Genomic DNA, 20,023 nt, shown 5'->3' on the forward strand with positions numbered 1-20,023 from the left:
GCGCTTAAGATCTGCGGATTCTGAGCGTTTCAAATAAGCAAATCGCCGCTGCAGTCGAAACATTCAAAGACTCTACTCTGGGATCAATTGGAATCGATATGGTTTTGGCTTGTGCCAGGATCTCTTCTGAGACCCCCTGACCCTCACTACCCATCACCCAAGCAACTGGCTTTTGGAGGGCGCCGTTCATTTCATACAAATCACTTTGCCCATCTGCACTCGTTGCGAGTAATGGCGCCTCAACTGCGCTAAGCATTTGTTGATTGGACCAACCCTCGTAAAGATCTAACAGCCGGTGCGCGCCCATGGCCGCTCTTAAGACCTTGCTTGACCAAAGATGTGCTGTACCGCTTAGGGCCAGTACTTGAGTAAAGCCAGCCGCTGCTGCAGTCCGTAATATCGAGCCAACATTACCCGCGTCTTGAATCCGATCCAAGATGAGCACATCGCCACTCAGAGTAGATGCGGATTCTGGCTGGAGCACTGATTTTGGCAAACTGAATAATCCAGCAAGGTGTGGCGCATTAACTAAGTCACTCAGCAAGTCCCATAGCTTACTGTCTAACAAATAGATCTTGGTATCTGGGCAGACTTCAAGATGATGAGCTACGACTTCAGTAATTTCAGAATTCATCAGACCATGCTCTGAGGTCAATAGGGTCTTTAGGGCCGGGTCGCCCGCCCAAGTCTGAATTAAGTGAATGCCTTCCAACAAGGCATGTCCACTTGCTAGTCTCGCTTTTTGACCTTTGCTACCTGAGGCTTGCAGCAGGCGTAATTCTTTAAATAGCGGATTGTCTTTAGAACTAATGACTTCTGGATTCATTTGCTAGATCCTTCAAGTATTGCCCGTACAGGGGAGAAAGTTCTGCGATGCTCATTGCATGCTCCATACTGCTTGAGTGCTGCAAAGTGCGCTTCGGTAGGATAGCCCATATGCTGCGCAAAACCGTAATGCGGATAAAGCGCATGCAGACTCTGCATTTGATGGTCACGCGTGACTTTAGCCAGAATAGAGGCAGCAGAGATTGCAGGCTCTTTTGCATCTCCCTTCACAATTGCTTCTGATGCAATAGGTAATTTAGGGCAACGGTTACCATCAATTAAGGCTTTATGTGGCCACTGGCCAAACTTTTTCACCAAGTCTTCAACCGCTCTCTGCATTGCAAGCATGGTAGCTTGCAAAATGTTGATTTGATCGATCTCTTGAGCGCTGGCTTCACCAATGCCCCAAGCTTTCGCCTTGAGTATGATCTCTGCATACAAATTCTCTCGTCTGGCTGGGGACAATTTCTTGGAATCCTTTAAACCCATAATCGGTTGATCAGGATCGAGTATCACTGCTCCAGCCACTACCGAACCTACCAGGGGGCCACGCCCTGCTTCATCGACGCCGCAGATCCAGATAGCGCTCATTTGGATTTCGACTGGGCGTGTTTAGACTGGATTTCATGGGTGACAGCTTGCGCTACCAAAAGACCAGTTGGTCGACGTAAAGTTTCATGCATCTCAGTAAAGCGACTTTTTAACTGAGTCACTTTATTTGGATTTTCTAGCCAAGTCATTAAAGCGTTCGCCAGTGCTTCTGGTTTTGCCTCATTTTGCAAAAGCTCTGGTACTACGAACTCACCGCAAAGAATATTCGGTAAGCCCACGTATGGAAGATATCCCTGACGCTTCATAATCTGCCCCGTTAACCAGGGCACCTTATAAGAGATCACCATGGGTTTCTTCCAAAGCGCTGCTTGCAAGGTAGCGGTACCGCTAGCAATGAGTACGACATCTGCAGCCTCAAGAACTAAGTCAGCCTGCCCATCAATAAGATGAATCTGAATTTCAGGATATTGATTTTGTAATTGAGATTTGAGAGCCTCTAACGGCGCTCGTAAACGAGCCGTTGCCACTGGAATCAAAAAATAGAGCTTTTGGCCCTTTAATTTATTTGCCAGCACAGCCATGGTGTCAAAAAATATAGGGGCAATCAATTCAATCTCAGAGCCACGACTTCCAGGAAGAACCGCAACTACAGTTCCATCGAGCTTGTCTGAACTCAAGTGCAGCAATTGAGAGAGCTTTTGTCTAGCGCCTGATGTGTCAGGTTGCAAAGGAATGTCGCTCGCCAAGGGGTGACCCACATACGTTGCAGCGATGCCAGCACGCTCATAAATCGCCGTTTCAAAAGGAAAGATACAGAGCATGCGGTCGACTGCCTGTGCAATCTTTTTGATTCGCCCTGCCCGCCATGCCCAGATCGATGGTGATACAAAATGTAAGATTGGAATGCCCGCTTTGCGTAATTGCATTTCAACGCCCAAATTAAAGTCAGGCGCATCAATCCCTAAATACACGTCTGGCCGATTCTCCGTCAGCAAAGTATGAATCAGCTCTTTACGAAGCCTCAGAATAGCTGGCAACTGCTGAATCGCCTCAACATAACCACGAACACTCAAGGTTTCCATTGGCCAGTCTGAGCGAAATCCCTGAGCCTGCATAAGAGGACCACCGATGCCATAGACCTCGAGGTCCGCCATATCCGGAATTTGATTTAAAGCACTCAGTACTGGTGCTGCTAACAAATCACCAGAGGGCTCGCCAGCAACGCAAGCTAATTTGGGCAAGTCAATTTACCGAATAATGCCGCGCGTAGAAGCGGCAATAAAGTCATGAAACTCAGCAAGCTTCTCTGCTGTAGCCGGATCCGCTGCATGATTACTGACCATCTTTTGTAGCTCGGACTTCGCTTCTTCAAAGCTTAGGCCATCTTTATACAAAGTTTTATAAGCTTGGCGTAATGCAGAAATCGTTTCGCTTGAGAATCCTCGGCGCTTGAGACCCTCGACATTAATTCCGTGAGGTGTTGCTTTATCACCTGCCGCAATCACAAACGGCGGAATATCTTGTACTAAAACCGAAGCGCCCCCCAGCATGACATGCTGACCAATACGGACAAACTGATGGACTCCAGACATACCACCCATAATGGCCCAGTCCTTGACTTGAACATGGCCTGCAATCTGGGCATTACTTGAAAAAATAGTATGGTCGCCAACTTGACAATCATGTGCAATATGCACATAGGCCATGATCCAGTTGTCGTTTCCGATCCTGGTAATACCAGCATCTTGAGCAGTCCCAGTATGAATGGTAGTGAACTCGCGAATGGTATTACGGTCACCAATCAGTAATTGCGTAGGCTCACCACGGTACTTCATATCTTGGGGGGGACCACCTACGGCAGCAAAGCTAGCGATATGATTATCTTTACCAATAGTGGTGTGGCCTTCAATCACAGTGTGTGATCCAATCTTGCTTCCAGCACCAATCGTGACGTTTGGGCCAATCACGCAATATGGGCCAAGCTCTACATTCTCAGCCAGCTGAGCCTTTGAGTCGACGATTGCTGTCGCATGAATCAAACTCATTACGCGCCCTTCGAACGCACTGCGCAAGTAATATTGGCCTCTGCTGCTAGCTCTCCATCAACAGTTGCCTGCACTTGGAATTTATAAATACCTGCACGCTCACGTTCCAGCGTTGCCGTCATGATGAGTTGATCACCTGGTAGTACGGGTTTTTTAAACCTTGCGCCATCAATTCCAGCAAAATAGTAAACCGCATCCTCAGCACGCTCTTCTGAAAAAGTCAGTAGCGCTGCCGTTTGTGCCAAGGCCTCAATAATTAGCACTCCTGGCATCACTGGAAAATCAGGAAAATGCCCCTGAAAGAATGGCTCATTCATGGTGACATTCTTAAGAGCAGTAATGCTCACGCGAGGAGTGATTTCTAATACACGGTCTACTAATAAAAATGGGTAGCGATGCGGCAACAACTTTAAGATTTTGTTGATGTCGATTCCAGTTGATTTACTCATAATTTACCCAATTCAAAACGTTTTACTCTGCAGCTTACTTTTCACTTTTCTTTTGATCTAAGAAACGTAAGCGTTGCCGTATTTTATCTAGCCCACGCAAGATAGCAGCATTTTTCTCCCAAGCACTATGAAGCATGGATGGATAAACCCCCGTAAAGTGCTGTCCAGGCTCATTTATGGAGCGGATGATGGAGGTATTTCCGGAAACTGTCGTTCTATCGGCGATAGTCAAATGCCCAGCAAAATTAGCTGCTCCACCAATAATGCAAAAGTTACCGATTTTGGTGCTACCTGAGATGGCGGCACAACCAGCAATCACACAAGCTTTGCCGACGATGACATTGTGTGCAATTTGCACCTGATTATCGATCTTCGTGCCTGCGCCGATTTCAGTATTGCTCATGGCGCCACGATCAATCGTAGTAGATGCGCCAATCTCAACATCATCACCAATTCGCACACCACCAATCTGTGGGATTTTTACCCACTCACCACCGCTTGCAGAAAAATTGGGGGCAAAGCCAAAACCATCTGCACCAATTACGGCGCCACTATGGACAATGCAACGCTCACCAAGATGAACATTGTGATAAACAGATACTTGTGGGTATAAAAGAGTATCAGAGCCAATACTACTGTTTTCAGCAATGCTTGTATTTCCTAGAACGCAAACTCGTTCGCCTAATTTAACTCTAGGGCCAATATGAACGAATGGCCCAATATGACAAGAAGCTGGCACCTGGGCGGATGGATCAATTACTGAACTAGCATGCACACCAGCAGGATAGTTTGGAGCAGAGGTTTTGGCAAAAAGTTGCGCTACTTTTGCAAACGTAGCATAGGGATTATTCGAGATGAAGTAGATCCGATTCGGATTTTTGCTATGTGCTTGATCTTTTAAGAATTCGTAATCCGCTTGACTCAGGATTAAGGCGCCAGCGGCGCTCTCAATAGCATCTTGGCGATAAAGCGGATTGGATAGAAAAGCAATTTGATTTGATTGCGCAAGCTCTATAGGAGCTAGGCTATCGAAAGAGAGAGAACCCTCCCCCACCAAGCTCGCTTGAAACTGTTTGGCCAGCTCGATGGCGGTGGGCATAAAGCTTATTTAGAGTTATTTAAAGCCTTGATGACGTCATCGGTAATGTCAGACTTAGGACTAACATATGCTGCTTCTTGAACAATGACATCAATCTTACGCTGCTCAGCAATTTGCTTGAGAACCTGGTTGGCCTTCTCAGCAATCTTGGCACGCTCTTCAAATGTTCGCTGATTTAAATCTTCAGTGAATTCACGTTGTTTACGCTGTAGTTCACGATCTTGATCAGCAAGCTCACGCTGACGACGAATACGATCAGCTTCAGACATCACAGCAGCATCACGATCGAGCTTCTCAGCAGCAGATTTAATCTTTTGGGCGCTATCTCGCAAATCGTTCTGACGCTTTGTGAATTCATTTTGTAAACGCGTCTGCATGGCTTTAGCTAAGTTGGATTCATTAAACACTTTTTCTGAATTCACAACTGCTACCTTTGTGCCAACTTCTTGGGCAAAAGCTTGTGGCAAGCTAATGAGAGATACGAGGGCAACGAGACCCAATGAGATCCATTTAGAAGAGTGATAGAGCTTCATAAAACTTTCCTTAAACAATTAAAACGCGGTACCGACTTGGAACTGCAAACGCTGGATGTTATCTGTTGGCTGAGACTTAATTGGAATACCATAACTAAACTTCAGTGGTCCAAGCGGTGATATCCATGATATACCTAGACCATAAGAATACCTCAACACCAGGTTGATATTTTGCCCAAAGGCATTGCCGCCATCCACGAAGGTAAACATCCTCAGCGTTTTCTCAGTGCCAGACCCTGGCACAGGCACTGTGTACTCTACGTTTGTAACAATCTTCGACTGGCCGCCCGTAGGTTGATAGGTGCCATATGTGGTGTTGTAGTAGGTTGGACCAAGTGAGCCTGGAGCATAGCCACGAACTGAGCCAATACCGCCAACATAGTAATTCTTGGTAATTGGGAATGGGTAAGCGCCGTAGGCCTGTCCATAACCGACCTCGCCATTGAAAGACAGGATATTCGCTTTACTGAAAGAGTGGTACTTTTGATATTGGCCATAAACTCGGTAGTAAGTCATATTACCCGCTGGCGTTCCCACCTCCGAAGACAATTGCTGCAAAGAACCTTCAGACGGAATCAAGGCACTGTCTCTGCCATCGCGCGCCCATCCAGCTGTTAATGGAACGTTATATGTAGTCAAGGTGCCCGGATATCCAGGTGCGGCAATGCCATAAGACTGGGCATAATTTAAATAAGGTTGTGGCGTATTGATCGTAGTGTTAATTTGATAGGCCTCAAAACCAGTTCCGAAGAAAACCCGATCAACCTCGCTATAAGGAACGCCGAATTTAATATTCGTACCCAATGATTTAATTTGATAATCTGGATCGCCGATGTAATAGAGCGGCTTAGAGGTCCGATAAAACAGATCGCTGTAGCGACTAATACCGTCTTCTGTAAAGTAGGGATCATAGTTGGAGAGCGTCAAGCTCTGATTAACCTTACCTAAGGCACCATTTAAACCAATCGACTGACCGGTACCAAAAGCATTATCTTGGTTTACGCCAGCAGTCAAAATCACCTTTTCAGTACTGGAATAACCTGCACCCAATGACACAGATCCAGTGGGCTTTTCTTTAACATCCACATTCACATCGACTTGATCTGGAGAGCCTGGGACGTCCTGAGTGGTTACGTTATTTTCTGTAAAGTAGCCAAGTCGACCTAAACGTTTTTTAGATAATTCAATCTTGTCACCGTCAAACCAAGAGCTCTCAAACTGGCGCATTTCTCGACGAATAACGACGTCTCGTGTTTTTGCATTGCCAGAGATATTGACTTTGCGCACATAGACTCTGCGTCCAGGATCAACAACCAAGGTCAAATCTACTTCACTTTGCTCACGATGAATATCAGGCTGAGGATTAATGGTTGCAAAGGCATAGCCATAGGAGCCCAGCAAGTCAGCGATTGCTTTAGTGCTCTCAGTTAATTTAGCAGAGGAAAAAGTATCTCCCGCCTTAAGCTGAACCAACTGCATGAGTTCTGCTTCTTTACCTAGCAATTCCCCTGCGAGACTCACTTTTTGTACTGTGAACTTTTGACCTTCTTTAATGCTGATCGTCAAGTAGATTGATTTTTTATCTGGGGTGATCGAGACCTGAGTAGAGTCAATCACAAACTCAAGGTAACCACGATTGAGGTAGTAAGAACGGATCGTCTCTAAGTCAGCTGTCAGTTTTTGCTTGGAGTAAAGATTGTCCTTGGTATACCAAGATAGCCAACCACCAACTTGCAACTGCATCATGCCAGTTAAGGTGCTTTCACTGAACACCTTATTACCGATGAAATTAATTTCCTGAATCTTGGCAACCGGGCCTTCATCAATATTGAAATAAATAGCAACTTGATTGCGTTCAACGGGAGTTACAGTCGCTACCACTTCGGCAGCGTACATCCCTTTACTGACATATTGGCGCTTTAATTCCTGCTCTGCTTTATCGATTAAGGCTTTGTCATAAAAACGGGCTTCTGCCACGCCAACTGACTTGAGAGACTTGCGGACGATCTCCTGATCAAACTCTTTCATGCCCGTAAATTCAATACGAGAGATGGTTGGACGCTCTTCCACGATCACGATCAGGACATCGCCCTGAGCCTGAATTTGAACGTCTCTGAAAAAGCCGGTTTCGTAAAGCGCCCGAATAGCGTCAGCCCCTTTTTCTTCGGTGAAGGTGTCGCCAACCTGAACAGGTAAATAACTAAAAACGGTTCCGGGTTCTACGCGCTGGAGACCTTCAAGGCGGATGTCCTTAATGACAAAAGAGTCAGCTGCGTGAGCGCTTATGCAAACACTGGCTAAAACCAGTGCTACCTGGGCAATAAATCGGACAAACCGAGAGAAAAAGATATTCAGATGGATCAAGGCGAAAAATAGCGTTGCAAATCATTAAACAAGGCCAGCAGGGAAATGGAAATCAGCAAGATAAAGCCCACTTTCTGGAACTGCTCCTGCAATGAGGTCGAAATCCGTTTCCCAGAGACCAACTCCCATGCATCATACAGGAGCTGACCCCCATCTAGCATTGGCAATGGCACCAGATTAAGTAGGCCAATACTAATGCTCAAAATAGCCAAAAAAGCACAATATGCTTGCCACCCTACTTGAGCCGTCTTCCCTGCCATATTGGCGATACTCAGGGGCCCTCCCAGCTGCTTTAAAGAACTCTGCCCCGTCAATAAACCCCCCATTAACCTCAGGGACACTTTACTGATCAACCAAACCCGCTTGGAGGCATAAATCAACCCACTCAATGGATCTAATTTAAGGGTGAAATATTCTGAAGCTGGAGGCAGTACTGGAAGAATTCCAAGTCGTGAAAAGGGGTCCTCCGAAGAAGACATTGCTGGCAATTGAGAAGCTAAAAAATCACTAATAAATTGTCGTCCCGAAGGATCTTGCATTTTCAAAGCAAACCCCTCTTGCGAGCTAATGGCATCCATCAAATTCCACCGTAATGCATTCCAGCTAATAACCGACTCAAATTCTTTATCTGTTTGTGGGTGCCAGGCAAGAACTTGATCCCCTTGGGCGATTCCTAAGCTCGCGGCAACCGAGTCTGGAGGGGGTGCTTGCAAGCGGGCTGGTAACTGAATGACACCAGCAACATAAATGATGGTCAATAAACAAATAGCCAAAACAAAATTTGCTAAGGGGCCCGCAAAGACAATCAGAGATCGTCGCCACAGTGGCTTGGTATCAAAAGCTTGACTTTGTTCTGATGCTGCAATGGTTTGTTGTGGATCTCGACCATCCAATAGCTTGACATAACCACCCAATGGAATCGGGGCCAATACCCACTCCGTAGAGGAATACTTTGACTTGAAAGTAAATATTGGTTTACCAAAGCCCAAAGAAAACCGTAACACTTTAACGCCACATAAGCGAGCAGCCAGAAAGTGGCCGAACTCATGAAAGCAAACCACAATACTTAAGGTCAGCAAAAAAGCAGCAAAGGTAATAAGTGACTGCAAAAAGTTTGCCTATTTATGAGTGCAGACGCTGGATCACATCCGTTGCTAGCACTCTGGATTTAGCATCTACTTCAAGAATATCTTCGAGCGAACTCGGAGTAGAGGGTGGAGTTGTGTTCAATACCCGCTCTACTACCTCCGGTATTTGCAGATACTGGAGCGCATTATCTAAAAATGCTGCGACTGCGATCTCATTTGCTGCATTCAAAATGACTGGGGCTGTCCCGCCCTGCTTACCCGCCTGAAATGCCAGCGATAGGCATGGAAAACGCTGAAGATCAGGCTCCATAAAATTGAGGGCTGCTTGTTGAGTCAAGCTTAATGATTGAACGCCTGCAGTGATACGGTCGGGCCAGGCTAGTCCATAGGCAATGGGGGTTCGCATATCGGGTTGACCCATTTGAGCAATAACTGAGCCATCGCAATAACGCACCATCGAGTGCACCACACTCTGTGGATGAATCAATACCTGAATTTTTTCAATAGGCAGGCCAAATAACCAATAAGCCTCGATTACTTCCAGCCCCTTATTCATCATCGTGGCAGAGTCGACGGAAATCTTCCTACCCATTACCCAGTTGGGATGTGCGCAAGCTTGCTCTGGAGTAACTTGGCTTAACTCAGCAATCGGGGTATTACGAAAGGGACCGCCAGAGGCCGTTAACCACAACTCTTCGACCCCATGATGCTGGCTCGGGCTTTTTGAATAATGGACAGGCAAGCATTGAAAAATTGCATTATGTTCGCTATCAATTGGCAGTAATTCACCACCGCCTTGACGCACAGCATCCATAAATAAATTACCTGACATCACCAGCGCTTCTTTATTGGCGAGTAAGATTCTTTTGCCAGCCTTAGCAGCGGCCAAGGTGGGCAATAACCCTGCTGCCCCAACGATCGCTGCCATCACGGTATCGCAATCTGACTCAAGCACTGCTGTAATCAGAGCATCTGGTCCATACAAAACTTGGGTACCCACTTGTTTTGCCAATAGAAGCTCAGAGAGTTTTTTAGCAGAGCCTGCATCACTGACCACCGCGACCCTGGGCTTGAACTCAACACACTGCTCTGCCAAACGCTCGACCTGCTTGGCTGCTGTTAAGGCCACCACTTCGAATCGTTCCGGATGCGCACGAATCACATCCAGCGTATTTGTGCCAATTGAGCCGGTTGACCCTAGGATTGCGATGCGTCTCTTACTAGTCATAAAAACCCAACCAGTAAAACAGCAATTGGCATTACTGGGATTAATGCATCAACTCGGTCTAACACACCACCGTGGCCTGGTAATAAACGACTACTATCTTTAACCCCAGCCAATCTTTTGAATTGAGATTCAAATAAATCCCCAAAGATACTCAGGAAGGTTAAAGCAGTGACCATTAAAAACATGGGTAACCAACCAAAGCGGTAAGTCCAAACACCAAACAAAGTAAGGGTAGGCGCTAAATAAAAAGTGCATAGACCCGCATACATATAGCAAAGCACAAGACCTCCAACAGCGCCCTCAATAGATTTGCCAGGACTAATTTCTGGGGCAAGGCGACGCTTACCAATGGCTTTGCCCACAAAATAAGCCCCAATATCAGCAATCCAAACTAGTGCCATCGTAGACAAAAGAAATAACAAGCCTATTTCCCGCAGGAACATGACCGAAAACCAAGTTGCTGGAAGTAGGACAAGACCCAAAATAAAATAAGGAGCCGACCATTTTTTTAAATCGATCTTAAGCCCTCTAGATAACATTAAGGGGGCGATCAATAGCCAGAAGATGCTGGCAAAAAACATCAGAGCAAATGGCCCCAGGGGTTGATGAAGGAGCATTAAACCAGCAATGATCAATAGGCAGACACTGGCGTAGAAATAGGCTAACCAGGGTTGATTGGGAAGAATCAAGCGGCTCCACTCCCATGCCGAAGCCATAAGCAATAATAGAAAAAACCCGCCCAGATAAATGGGTGGCAGCACAAACAACACTGCCAAGAGAATCGTAAGCAGAACAATTGCTGTAATGACTCTTGTTTTTAGCATTTTGGCTTTTGCTCTTTTTTAAACTGCATCACTCATGCTTTGAGACATGACTTGCGCACTTGTCCTGCCAAAACGCCGCTCTCGTTGACTAAACCACTCAAAAGATTTATGAAGTTCAGCTTCATCAAAATCGGGCCACAAAACATCCGTGAAATAGAGTTCGGTATACGCAAGTTGCCATAGCAAGAAATTACTCACACGCTGCTCACCACCGGTACGAATAAATAAATCGGGCTCAGGGGCATATGACATCGATAAGAAAGGTTGAATCAAATCTTCGCTGACCTGTTCAGGTTTTAAGTGGGGATGGGCAATCAAGCATTGGCGCATAGCTTGTAAGATATCCCAGCGGCCACCATAGTTAGCAGCAATCGTAAAAGTCAGCGCCTTACATTGTGCAGTTTTTTCCTCAGAGAATGTCACCATCTTCTGAATATCACGATCAAAGCGCTCTAGGTCTCCAATAAGCTTGAGACAAATATCGTTCTCGGCTAAGCGGGTGACTTCACCTTTTAAGGATTTCAAAAAGAGCTTCATCAAAAAGCCCACCTCTTCTGGTGGTCGGCGCCAATTCTCGGAGCTGAAAGCAAAAAGTGTTAAGTATTCAACCCCAAGACGGCGGCACTCTGCAACAATTTTGCGGACTGCATTCAATCCTTCGGAATGTCCCGCGACACGTGGCATGTGACGCTTGCTGGCCCAACGCCCATTACCATCCATGATGATTGCTACATGGCGGGGAATAGCGCTGACCTCTGGGATTGCCAGGGTAGAGCTCGTGTGCTGGGTCATCTATAAATATGTGGGAGATGAAAAAGAGACAGCCTTAAACCGTCATGATCTCTTTTTCTTTATCAGCAATGATCTTATCAATATCGACCACCGCTTTGTCTGTCATCTTCTGAATCTCATCGGTAGCACGACGCTCCTCATCTTCAGAGATTTCCTTATCTTTCGTAAGGCGCTTGAGATGTTCATTTGCATCCCGGCGTAAATTACGCACCGCAATCTTGGTCTCTTCACCTTCAGACTTCACAACTTTGGTGAGCTCACGACGGCGCTCTTCGGTAAGCGCCGGCATTGGCACGCGAATCACGGTACCTTGTGAGGCTGGATTTAATCCTAAATCAGAATCACGAATGGCTTTCTCAATTGCAGCAACCATCGTTTTTTCAAAAGGCTGAACATTAATCGTGCGAGCGTCAGCCAGCCCAAGACTTGCAACCTGACTCAGTGGTGTTGGATTACCGTAGTACTCCACCTGAATATGCTCCAAAATTCCCGGATTTGCACGCCCTGACCGAATTTTGGCTAAATTGGTTTTCAAAGCATCAAGAGACTTATGCATCTTTTGATCAGTATTGGTTTTAATTTCTGCTGCAGACATCCGACCTCCTGTTAAACGTGTACTAGGGTACCCTCTGCCTCGCCCTGCACTACACGCATCAATGCGCCTGGCTTCAGAATAGAGAATACTTTGATAGGTAGTTTGCGATCACGGCATAGCGCAAAAGCAGTAGCATCCATCACTTGCAAATTCTTGATGAGCGCTTCATCAAAGGTAATCGTTTTATAGAGGGTTGCGCTAGGATCTTTAACAGGATCAGCGCTGTAGATACCATCGACCTTAGTAGCCTTCAACATCACCTCCACACCCATTTCAGCTCCACGCAATGCAGCAGCAGTGTCTGTAGTGAAGAATGGATTACCCGTGCCAGCGGCAAAAATCACAACCTTACCTTCGCTCATTGCCCGAATTGCCCGTGGACGAATATAAGGCTCGACCACTTGATCCATTCTCAGGGCGGATTGCACGCGCGCTTCGACCCCTTTTTGGCGCAAGGCATCTTGCAGAGCTAAGGAGTTCATCATGGTTGCAAGCATGCCCATATAGTCAGCAGTAGCGCGATCCATGCCAGCCGCTCCTCCGGCAACGCCACGGAAAATATTACCGCCGCCAATCACAATCGCTAACTCGATACCGCTATTGACCACTTGAGCAATTTCGCTAACCATTGCATCAATAGTTGCAGGGTTGATGCCGAATGCATCATCACCCATCAAGGCTTCACCAGATAGTTTTAAGAGAACTCTTTTGTAGGCTGGCATCTTCTTCTGTTTTCCGTAATCACTAAGTCGGTACTGAACTTAGCTTATTGATCTTTAAGTGTTTTTATATCTCGAAAGGATTATAAAGGGCTTGGCAAAGACCAAAGAAAAGGGCATAGAAACGTGCTTCCTATACCCTTGGATACAGCAGCTTAGCCAGATCGGCTAGGCCTGATAACTCAGATTAAGCAGTGGCTTTTGCCGCGGCAACCTGAGCTGCTACTTCAGCAGCAAAGTCGTCTTGACGTTTCTCAATGCCCTCGCCTACAACAAACATCGTAAAGCCCTTAATAGTGGTGTTGGCTGCTTTGAGCATTTGCTCAACGGTTTGCTTGTCGTTTTTCACGAAAGTCTGATTCAATAAAGAAACCTCTTTAAGATATTTCTGAATTGAGCCTTCAACCATCTTTTCTACAATCTCAGGTGGCTTGCCAGATTCAGCTGCTTTTTGCACAGCAACGCTGCGCTCAATAGCAATCGATTCAGCAGGCACATCCGCCATAGACAAAGCAACTGGTTTCATCGCAGCAATATGCATTGCCACATCTTTGGAGGCAGTTTCATCGCCCTCAAACTCGACTATGACGCCAATACGAGTGCCGTGGAGATAGGAAACCAATTTACTGCTACCTGCAAAACGCTTAAAACGACGTGGCATGATGTTTTCGCCAATCTTGCCGATCAACGCGCTACGCACTTCATCAACCGTAGAGCCATTCATTGGCAATGCTAGTAAAGCAGCAACGTCGGCTGGATTTTTCTCAGCAACCAACTTTACACACTCATTAGCAAAAGCCAAAAAGTCATCGTTCTTAGAAACGAAATCGGTTTCACAGTTCACTTCAAGCAAAGCACCAGTAGTGCCGCTGATGAATGAAGCAACGATTCCTTCGGCTGTTACACGAGAAGCAGCTTTGCCAGCTTTGCTACCGAGTTTGACACGCAGAATCTCTTCTGCTTTAGCCATATCACCATTAGCCTCAGTTAGAGCCTTCTTGCACTCCATCATGGGAGCATCAGTTTTGGCGCGTAATTCGCCAACCATTGCGGCGGTAATAGCGGTCATTATTCTGCTTTCCCTTCTTCAACAAATTCTTCTTCGCCTTCTTTAGCAGCGATTAAAACTTCTTGAACTGCATTCGCTCTGCCCTCGAGGATGGCATCAGCAACACCACGTGCATATAAAGTCACGGCTTTGCTGGAGTCATCGTTGCCAGGAATGATGTAATCAATTCCTTCGGGGGAGTGATTGGTGTCAACTACAGCAATAACTGGAATGCCGAGTTTATTAGCTTCGGTAATGGCAATCTTATGGTAACCAACGTCCACTACAAAAATCGCATCTGGTACGCCATTCAGGTCTTTGATACCGCCTAAGGCTTTTTGTAATTTGTCGAGATCACGATCATTAGTCAAAGCTTCTTTCTTCGAAAGCTTTTCCCAATCGCCTGCCTCCTTAGCGACTTCCATATCTTTTAAGCGCTTGAGGGAACCCTTAACGGTTTTGAAGTTGGTGAGCGTACCGCCCAACCAACGGCTGTCGATGTAAGGCATACCTGCGCGGGTCGCTTCTTCAGCAATAATTTCGCGAGACTGGCGCTTTGTCCCAACAAATAAAATGGTGCCACGGTTGGCGGAAACTTGTTTGACAAATTTCAGGGCATCCTGAAACATTGGCAATGTTTTTTCCAAATTGATAATGTGGATCTTATTGCGATGGCCGAAAATATAAGGGGCCATCTTGGGAGACCAGAAACGGGTTTGGTGGCCAAAATGGCAACCGGCTTCCAGCATTTGACGCATAGTCACTGACATGTAATTCTCCTAAGGGTTGGTTCTAAAGTTAAGTCCTAGCTGCGCTCAAAAGCGCCACCCTGGAAGGCTTAACTCGCTATTTCAGATCACTTTGGACTGTTTTTAATTAGCCCAGCGTGCACCGAGAACGAAATTATAGCTTAAATATCAATCATCTAGCAAGGTATAACTGGATCAGAACCCTGGCTAGATTGACTCTGAGCATCAAAATTGGGTAATTTGACTCTGCCAAATTAGGCCAAGTCGTTGATAATCAAGGCATGAACAGCGTATTTACAGTAGAAAAAGATATTCGAGGCATGCGGGAAGCGGGCCGTTTAGCGAGTGAGGTGTTAGACCACGTCACTCCCCACGTGAAGCCAGGAGTTAGCACCGCCGAACTTGATCGGATTTGTCATGACTATATGCGGGATGTGCAAAAGACCATTCCCGCTCCACTCAATTACCAGCCCCCAGGATACCCCCCATTTCCGGCTGCTATCTGCACCTCAGTCAACGATGTGATTTGTCATGGGATCCCTGGAGAAAAAATTCTCAAGAGTGGTGATGTCGTTAATTTAGACATCACGGTGATTACCCCCGATGGTTACTATGGCGATACCAGCCGCATGTTTATGGTCGGCGAGGTTTCTGTCTTGGCAAAACGGTTAACCCAAATTACTTTTGAATGTATGTGGCTTGGTATTGCCCAAGTAAAACCTGGTGCCTCGCTTGGTGATATTGGTCATGTGATTCAAACGCATGCTGAAAACGCCGGCTATTCTGTCGTAAGAGAATATTGTGGTCATGGCATTGGCAAAGTGTTTCATCAGGACCCGCAAATCCTGCACTATGGTCGCCCAGGAACTGGGGAGAAACTAGAGCAAGGCATGACTTTCACTATTGAGCCCATGATCAATGCAGGGCGTCGTGAGATCCGCACCATGCCTGATCAGTGGACAGTCAAAACCAAAGACCGCAGTCTGTCTGCACAATGGGAGCACACCTTATTGGTTACAGCTACGGGGGTTGAGGTCTTGACCTGGTCTACTGGGAGCAACCCTCCTCCAGATTGCGTCAAGGGTCTCGTGTTTAGACCTGAGACAACTAACGCTTAGTTATTCCAGGACGCTGGACATGAATGCTCAAGCCCCCATGATTTTGGATGCAGCGGGCTTTCGCGCTGCACGAGATGAAGCATTTACTAAATTTAAAAATAATCAGCAAATTCATAAGCTGACAAAGCAGCTATGTAAATTGAGTGACCAACTACTCATTCAGCTCTGGAAAGAAAGTAATCTAGAAAAAGAAGCTGCGCTCGTCGCCGTAGGGGGATTTGGTAGAGGTGCCTTATTCCCTTATTCAGATATTGACATCTTAATTTTGCTACCAGGCAATCCAGATTCTGTTCCCGAGAGCCTCTCCCGAAAGGTAGAAAAATTTGTTGCCTCTTGCTGGGATACTGGTTTAGAGATTGGCTCTGCAGTGAGAACGGTGAGTGAATGTATCAGTGAAGCCGAGCAAGACATTACCGTACGCACCTCTTTATTAGAGGCGCGTTTCATTGATGGACAAAAAGGGCTCTTTAAAGAATTTACAATTTCTTTTAATAAGGCCTTAGATCCAAGAACTTTCTTTCAGGCGAAACTCGCCGAGCAAATTCAACGTCATCACAAATATCAAGATACTCCCTACTCCCTAGAGCCTAATTGCAAAGAGAGCCCCGGCGGACTGAGAGACTTGCAAGTCATCTCATGGGTAAGTAAAGCCGCGCAACTTGGCAAAACCTTTAAAGATCTCAATACTCAGGGACTCATTACCAAGCGCGAACTCACTGAGCTCAATCGTAATCAGAAGTTTCTAGAGACCTTGCGTGCCAATTTACATTTACTCGCGGGGCGCAGGCAGGATGTGCTGGCTTTTGATTTACAAAATCCTCTTGCAGCTGCTATGGGACTGCATGAAGAATCCGCTCGCTTAGGTAGCGAAGCAATCATGCGTCAGTATTATTGGGCTGCCAAAGCGGTAACGCAGCTGAACGATATCTTGCTGCAAAATATTGAGGCTTTACTCTTTCCACAAGAGTCAAAAACGACTTACCCTATTGCTGGCGAAGAAAATCAGCATTTCATTGAACGTCAAGGCCTCTTAGATATTGTTGATCCGCTCCTATATGAAAAATATCCTGAGCAGATTTTGCGGACCTTCTTAGTTTTTGCACAAACGCCCAGCGTAACGGGCTTATCTGCCACGATCTTCAGGGCCCTCTATAACGCCCGTCAATTAATGGATCAGAAATGGCGCAGCGATCCCCAGAATCGAGACATATTTATTGAGATAGTGAAGCAAGCCGAAGGTGTCAGCCGTGCTTTTCAGCTAATGAACCGGACTAGCGTACTTGGGCGCTATCTACCGGCGTTCCGCAGAATCGTTGGCCAAATGCAGCACGACCTATTCCATGTGTATACCGTTGATCAACATATTTTGATGGTCTTGCGTAATGTGCGCCGCTTCATGGTGGTGGAACATGCCCACGAATTTCCTTTCTGTAGCAGCTTGATTGCACACTTTGATAAGCCGTGGTTACTGGTGATCGCAGCCCTCTTCCATGATATTGCTAAAGGTCGCGGTGGTGATCATTCCAAACTAGGCAAAGCGGATATGCGCAGATTTGCTAAAGAACATGGTCTTGATAGAACAGATACAGAGTTGCTGGTCTGGTTAGTTGCTGAGCACCTGAATATGAGTCAAGTTGCACAAAAGCAAGACATTACCGATCCAGATGTCGTTAATGCCTTTGCTAAACACGTCGGTGATGAACGTCATTTAACTGCTTTATATTTGCTAACGGTTGCCGATGTTCGCGGTACCAGTCCAAAAGTATGGAATGCCTGGAAAGGCAAATTACTAGAAGACCTCTACCGCGCCACACTGCGGGTCCTCGGTGGCTCGAAGTCAGATGCCTCTTCTGAGTTAGCCCTACATCAAGAAGAGTCCCGCGCCAAGCTACGCTTATACGGCTTGGAAGACGCCTCCTATGCGCATTTCTGGGAACAACTCGATGTCCCATTCTTCCTAAGGCAAGATGCTGCTGATATTGCTTGGCTGACACGTTTGCTGTTCACCAAAGTAGATAGTCCTGAGCCAATCGTTCGAGCCAGACTTTCTCCAATCGGAGATGGTTTACAGGTCGCGGTCTATACCAAGGATCAAGTAGACTTATTTGCTCGTATTTGTGCTTACTTTGAACGCCATGGATTCTCGATTTGGGATGCTCGTATTCATACCACTCGCAATGGATATGCGCTAGATACTTTCCAAATTTCTGGCAGTAATTTAGTCAGCGAAGGTGGTAGCTATCGAGATCTGATTCAATTAGTTGAATATGAACTTACGCAAGCGCTACAAAGCGCTGAGTCCTTACCCCACCCCAGCATGGGTCGTCTGTCGAGACAATCCCGCAGCTTCCCGATTCAGCCTCGGGTCCGTGTTATGCCTGATGAGCGCGGTCAATACTTCGCACTCTCGCTATCAGCAAGCGATCGCACTGGCCTACTTTATGCTATCTCGCGCGTACTTGCTAAGCATCAAGTCTCCCTGCATACCGCGCGGATTAACACACTCGGCGAAAGAGTCGAAGACGTTCTCTTGTTAGATGCTGTAAATCTGAGCAAGAATCCTAAATTACAGATTCAGTTAGAGACTGAATTATTAGAGGTGCTGGGAACGTAGCTTTTTGAGCACAATATCTAAGCGTTCATTTTTAACTTCACCGAACTCAATCCATTGGTACAAAATATCTTCAGAACTTGCATCTCTTTCAATCACATCCAACTTATACATTAGATCTACATGAAGGTGTCCAGGTTCATTTTTAATTGGATTTTCGGGAATCTGGTGAATGTCGATATGTATAGGGGATGCATTTTCCCTATCGAGCTTACAAACATAACCAGTCTCCTCCCAAACCTCCCTAATTGCTGCCTCAGATGGATTTTCATTTGGATCAATATGACCTCCCGGCTGAAACCATCTTTTGATGTAGGGGTGAAAAATAAGCAATACCTTTTTGCTATCAATGACTAAGCCGCTAGCTGTAATGTGTGCAAGGGAGTTTTCGCGAGAAAACGGATTATCACTTTGAACTAAATCAGATATCAAACTAGCGTAATTCGGTGCTAGATTTATTCCCATAATTGCTGAAACAATATTATTTTGTAATTTAGGCATAGTTCAAGATCAGAGTTATTGAAGTGGTGAGAACAAAAACTGTTAACAGTAATAGCAAATCATACTTAGAGAGCTTCTCATCCAAAAAAAAGTATGAGCAGATTGCACCGATAAAAGCTGTGGAATTTAAAATTAGCCAAATTAAAGTCAAATTTTTAGTGTTGATTGCAACAATAAACGATAGTTGTGTAATTGTCGTCAATAAACCTCTTAACCAATATGTTGGCATGGATATAGAGTGATGCGGATAACAAAAAAGATCTAAAAATTTTTTACGTAAAAGTATGAAAAATAAAGAGAGTACAAACCTATAGACCAGGGAAATGTAAGCAAATGCAATTAGTGATACAGGATTGGTTTGAATTAAATCTTTATAGCTGAGTCCAAAGAAAATCATCCCCTGAAGTGTTAGCGCACCAATCAAGAAAAGAATTGATAAATTTGCTTCAAAATGGGATCTAAGTGATAAGGGAAGAACAATTACCAAAATAAGCATCAAGATAACTGTTAGATTCGAATAGGCGGCTAGGTAACCCAAGAATATTAAGCATAGAGGGATCGTGAAGTCTGCTACCTTAGAAATAATCGCAACGTCTACAACCCGTAAAAACTTATATGCATATAAAAATGCATGGGCAACCAGCTGAATCAAGAAAGAAACTAAAATCACCAAAGGTGACAGCAAAAAATCAATCAAAATTTCAAAAGCTACAAAATAAAACACAGTAGGAGTCATTAGAATGATTGGGGGAAAATTATTCCAATAGCCGATAAGAGCCGAAGAGTTATTGGCAGATCTAAACTGCCTTCTATCAAGAACATTAATCCCAGCCCTAGAAACACTAGAGGCCAAGGAGGCCAGCACTGGTATGATTTCCATAAT

General features: G+C 45.6%; 20 protein-coding genes. 2 read left to right on the forward strand and 18 right to left on the reverse strand.

Going from position 1 to position 20,023, the window contains the following annotated elements; all coding sequences use genetic code 11:
- Nucleotides 1-4: 4 nt before the first annotated feature.
- The 16 genes from Pas1_RS06105 to rpsB all read right to left on the reverse strand — a co-directional run bounded on the left by Pas1_RS06105 (nucleotide 5) and on the right by rpsB (nucleotide 14,931).
- Nucleotides 5-826, reverse strand: coding sequence for a TrmH family RNA methyltransferase (locus tag Pas1_RS06105; protein WP_112294773.1), 822 nt, complete (start codon nucleotides 824-826; stop codon nucleotides 5-7).
- On the reverse strand, nucleotides 823-1,416 hold the full coding sequence (gene rnhB, locus Pas1_RS06110) for a ribonuclease HII (protein WP_112294774.1): 594 nt from the start codon (nucleotides 1,414-1,416) through the stop codon (nucleotides 823-825). The genes Pas1_RS06105 and rnhB overlap by 4 nt, the downstream gene beginning before the upstream one ends.
- A complete protein-coding gene (gene lpxB, locus Pas1_RS06115) occupies nucleotides 1,413-2,624 on the reverse strand; it encodes a lipid-A-disaccharide synthase (protein WP_404824877.1) in 1,212 nt (403 codons plus the stop codon). The genes rnhB and lpxB overlap by 4 nt, the downstream gene beginning before the upstream one ends.
- Nucleotides 2,625-3,422, reverse strand: a complete 798-nt coding sequence (gene lpxA, locus Pas1_RS06120; RefSeq protein WP_112203567.1) for an acyl-ACP--UDP-N-acetylglucosamine O-acyltransferase — start codon at nucleotides 3,420-3,422, stop codon at nucleotides 2,625-2,627.
- Nucleotides 3,422-3,871, reverse strand: a complete 450-nt coding sequence (gene fabZ, locus Pas1_RS06125; protein WP_112203565.1) for a 3-hydroxyacyl-ACP dehydratase FabZ — start codon at nucleotides 3,869-3,871, stop codon at nucleotides 3,422-3,424. The genes lpxA and fabZ overlap by 1 nt, the downstream gene beginning before the upstream one ends.
- A gap of 34 nt (nucleotides 3,872-3,905) precedes the next feature.
- Nucleotides 3,906-4,970, reverse strand: a complete 1,065-nt coding sequence (gene lpxD / locus Pas1_RS06130; protein WP_112294776.1) for a UDP-3-O-(3-hydroxymyristoyl)glucosamine N-acyltransferase — start codon at nucleotides 4,968-4,970, stop codon at nucleotides 3,906-3,908.
- Between the two features lie 5 nt (nucleotides 4,971-4,975).
- Entirely contained in the window at nucleotides 4,976-5,503 is a 528-nt protein-coding gene (locus Pas1_RS06135) for an OmpH family outer membrane protein (RefSeq protein WP_112237832.1), read from the reverse strand.
- An 18-nt stretch (nucleotides 5,504-5,521) separates the two neighbouring features.
- The gene (bamA, locus tag Pas1_RS06140; protein ID WP_404824878.1) at nucleotides 5,522-7,864 is read right to left on the reverse strand and encodes an outer membrane protein assembly factor BamA; all 2,343 of its coding nucleotides are present in this window, start codon (nucleotides 7,862-7,864) and stop codon (nucleotides 5,522-5,524) included.
- Entirely contained in the window at nucleotides 7,864-8,976 is a 1,113-nt protein-coding gene (locus Pas1_RS06145; RefSeq protein ID WP_112294777.1) for a M50 family metallopeptidase, read from the reverse strand. Before Pas1_RS06145 ends, bamA begins: the two co-directional genes overlap by 1 nt.
- 13 nt (nucleotides 8,977-8,989) lie before the next feature.
- Nucleotides 8,990-10,183, reverse strand: a complete 1,194-nt coding sequence (gene ispC, locus Pas1_RS06150; protein ID WP_112294778.1) for a 1-deoxy-D-xylulose-5-phosphate reductoisomerase — start codon at nucleotides 10,181-10,183, stop codon at nucleotides 8,990-8,992.
- On the reverse strand, nucleotides 10,180-11,007 hold the full coding sequence (locus Pas1_RS06155; RefSeq protein WP_112294779.1) for a phosphatidate cytidylyltransferase: 828 nt from the start codon (nucleotides 11,005-11,007) through the stop codon (nucleotides 10,180-10,182). The genes ispC and Pas1_RS06155 overlap by 4 nt, the downstream gene beginning before the upstream one ends.
- An 18-nt stretch (nucleotides 11,008-11,025) precedes the next feature.
- Complete coding sequence (gene uppS, locus Pas1_RS06160) at nucleotides 11,026-11,799, reverse strand: polyprenyl diphosphate synthase (RefSeq protein WP_112237826.1); 774 nt, start codon at nucleotides 11,797-11,799, stop codon at nucleotides 11,026-11,028.
- 34 nt (nucleotides 11,800-11,833) lie between these two features.
- Nucleotides 11,834-12,394 carry a ribosome recycling factor gene (gene frr / locus Pas1_RS06165; protein WP_112203551.1) on the reverse strand — a complete coding sequence of 187 codons (561 nt, stop codon included), beginning with the start codon at nucleotides 12,392-12,394 and terminating at the stop codon, nucleotides 11,834-11,836.
- Nucleotides 12,395-12,405: 11 nt separating this feature from the next.
- Nucleotides 12,406-13,116 carry a UMP kinase gene (gene pyrH / locus Pas1_RS06170; RefSeq protein ID WP_112203549.1) on the reverse strand — a complete coding sequence of 237 codons (711 nt, stop codon included), beginning with the start codon at nucleotides 13,114-13,116 and terminating at the stop codon, nucleotides 12,406-12,408.
- Nucleotides 13,117-13,300: 184 nt separating this feature from the next.
- On the reverse strand, nucleotides 13,301-14,182 hold the full coding sequence (tsf, locus tag Pas1_RS06175) for a translation elongation factor Ts (RefSeq protein ID WP_112294780.1): 882 nt from the start codon (nucleotides 14,180-14,182) through the stop codon (nucleotides 13,301-13,303).
- Nucleotides 14,182-14,931: a 30S ribosomal protein S2 gene (gene rpsB / locus Pas1_RS06180; RefSeq protein ID WP_112209052.1), complete on the reverse strand. Its 750-nt coding sequence runs from the start codon at nucleotides 14,929-14,931 to the stop codon at nucleotides 14,182-14,184. Before rpsB ends, tsf begins: the two co-directional genes overlap by 1 nt.
- A gap of 260 nt (nucleotides 14,932-15,191) precedes the next feature.
- Here rpsB and map point away from each other — a divergent pair, with 260 nt between their 5' ends.
- Complete coding sequence (gene map, locus Pas1_RS06185) at nucleotides 15,192-16,028, forward strand: type I methionyl aminopeptidase (protein ID WP_112294781.1); 837 nt, start codon at nucleotides 15,192-15,194, stop codon at nucleotides 16,026-16,028.
- Between the two features lie 19 nt (nucleotides 16,029-16,047).
- Complete coding sequence (locus Pas1_RS06190) at nucleotides 16,048-18,642, forward strand: [protein-PII] uridylyltransferase (protein ID WP_112294782.1); 2,595 nt, start codon at nucleotides 16,048-16,050, stop codon at nucleotides 18,640-18,642.
- Here Pas1_RS06190 and Pas1_RS06195 read toward each other — a convergent pair.
- On the reverse strand, nucleotides 18,622-19,140 hold the full coding sequence (locus tag Pas1_RS06195) for an NUDIX hydrolase (protein ID WP_112294783.1): 519 nt from the start codon (nucleotides 19,138-19,140) through the stop codon (nucleotides 18,622-18,624). The genes Pas1_RS06190 and Pas1_RS06195 overlap by 21 nt on opposite strands.
- Entirely contained in the window at nucleotides 19,133-20,020 is an 888-nt protein-coding gene (locus Pas1_RS06200) for a hypothetical protein (RefSeq protein WP_112294784.1), read from the reverse strand. Before Pas1_RS06200 ends, Pas1_RS06195 begins: the two co-directional genes overlap by 8 nt.
- Nucleotides 20,021-20,023: the final 3 nt, after the last annotated feature.

The organism is Polynucleobacter paneuropaeus, from assembly GCF_003261235.1.
GTDB classification, from domain to species: domain Bacteria; phylum Pseudomonadota; class Gammaproteobacteria; order Burkholderiales; family Burkholderiaceae; genus Polynucleobacter; species Polynucleobacter paneuropaeus.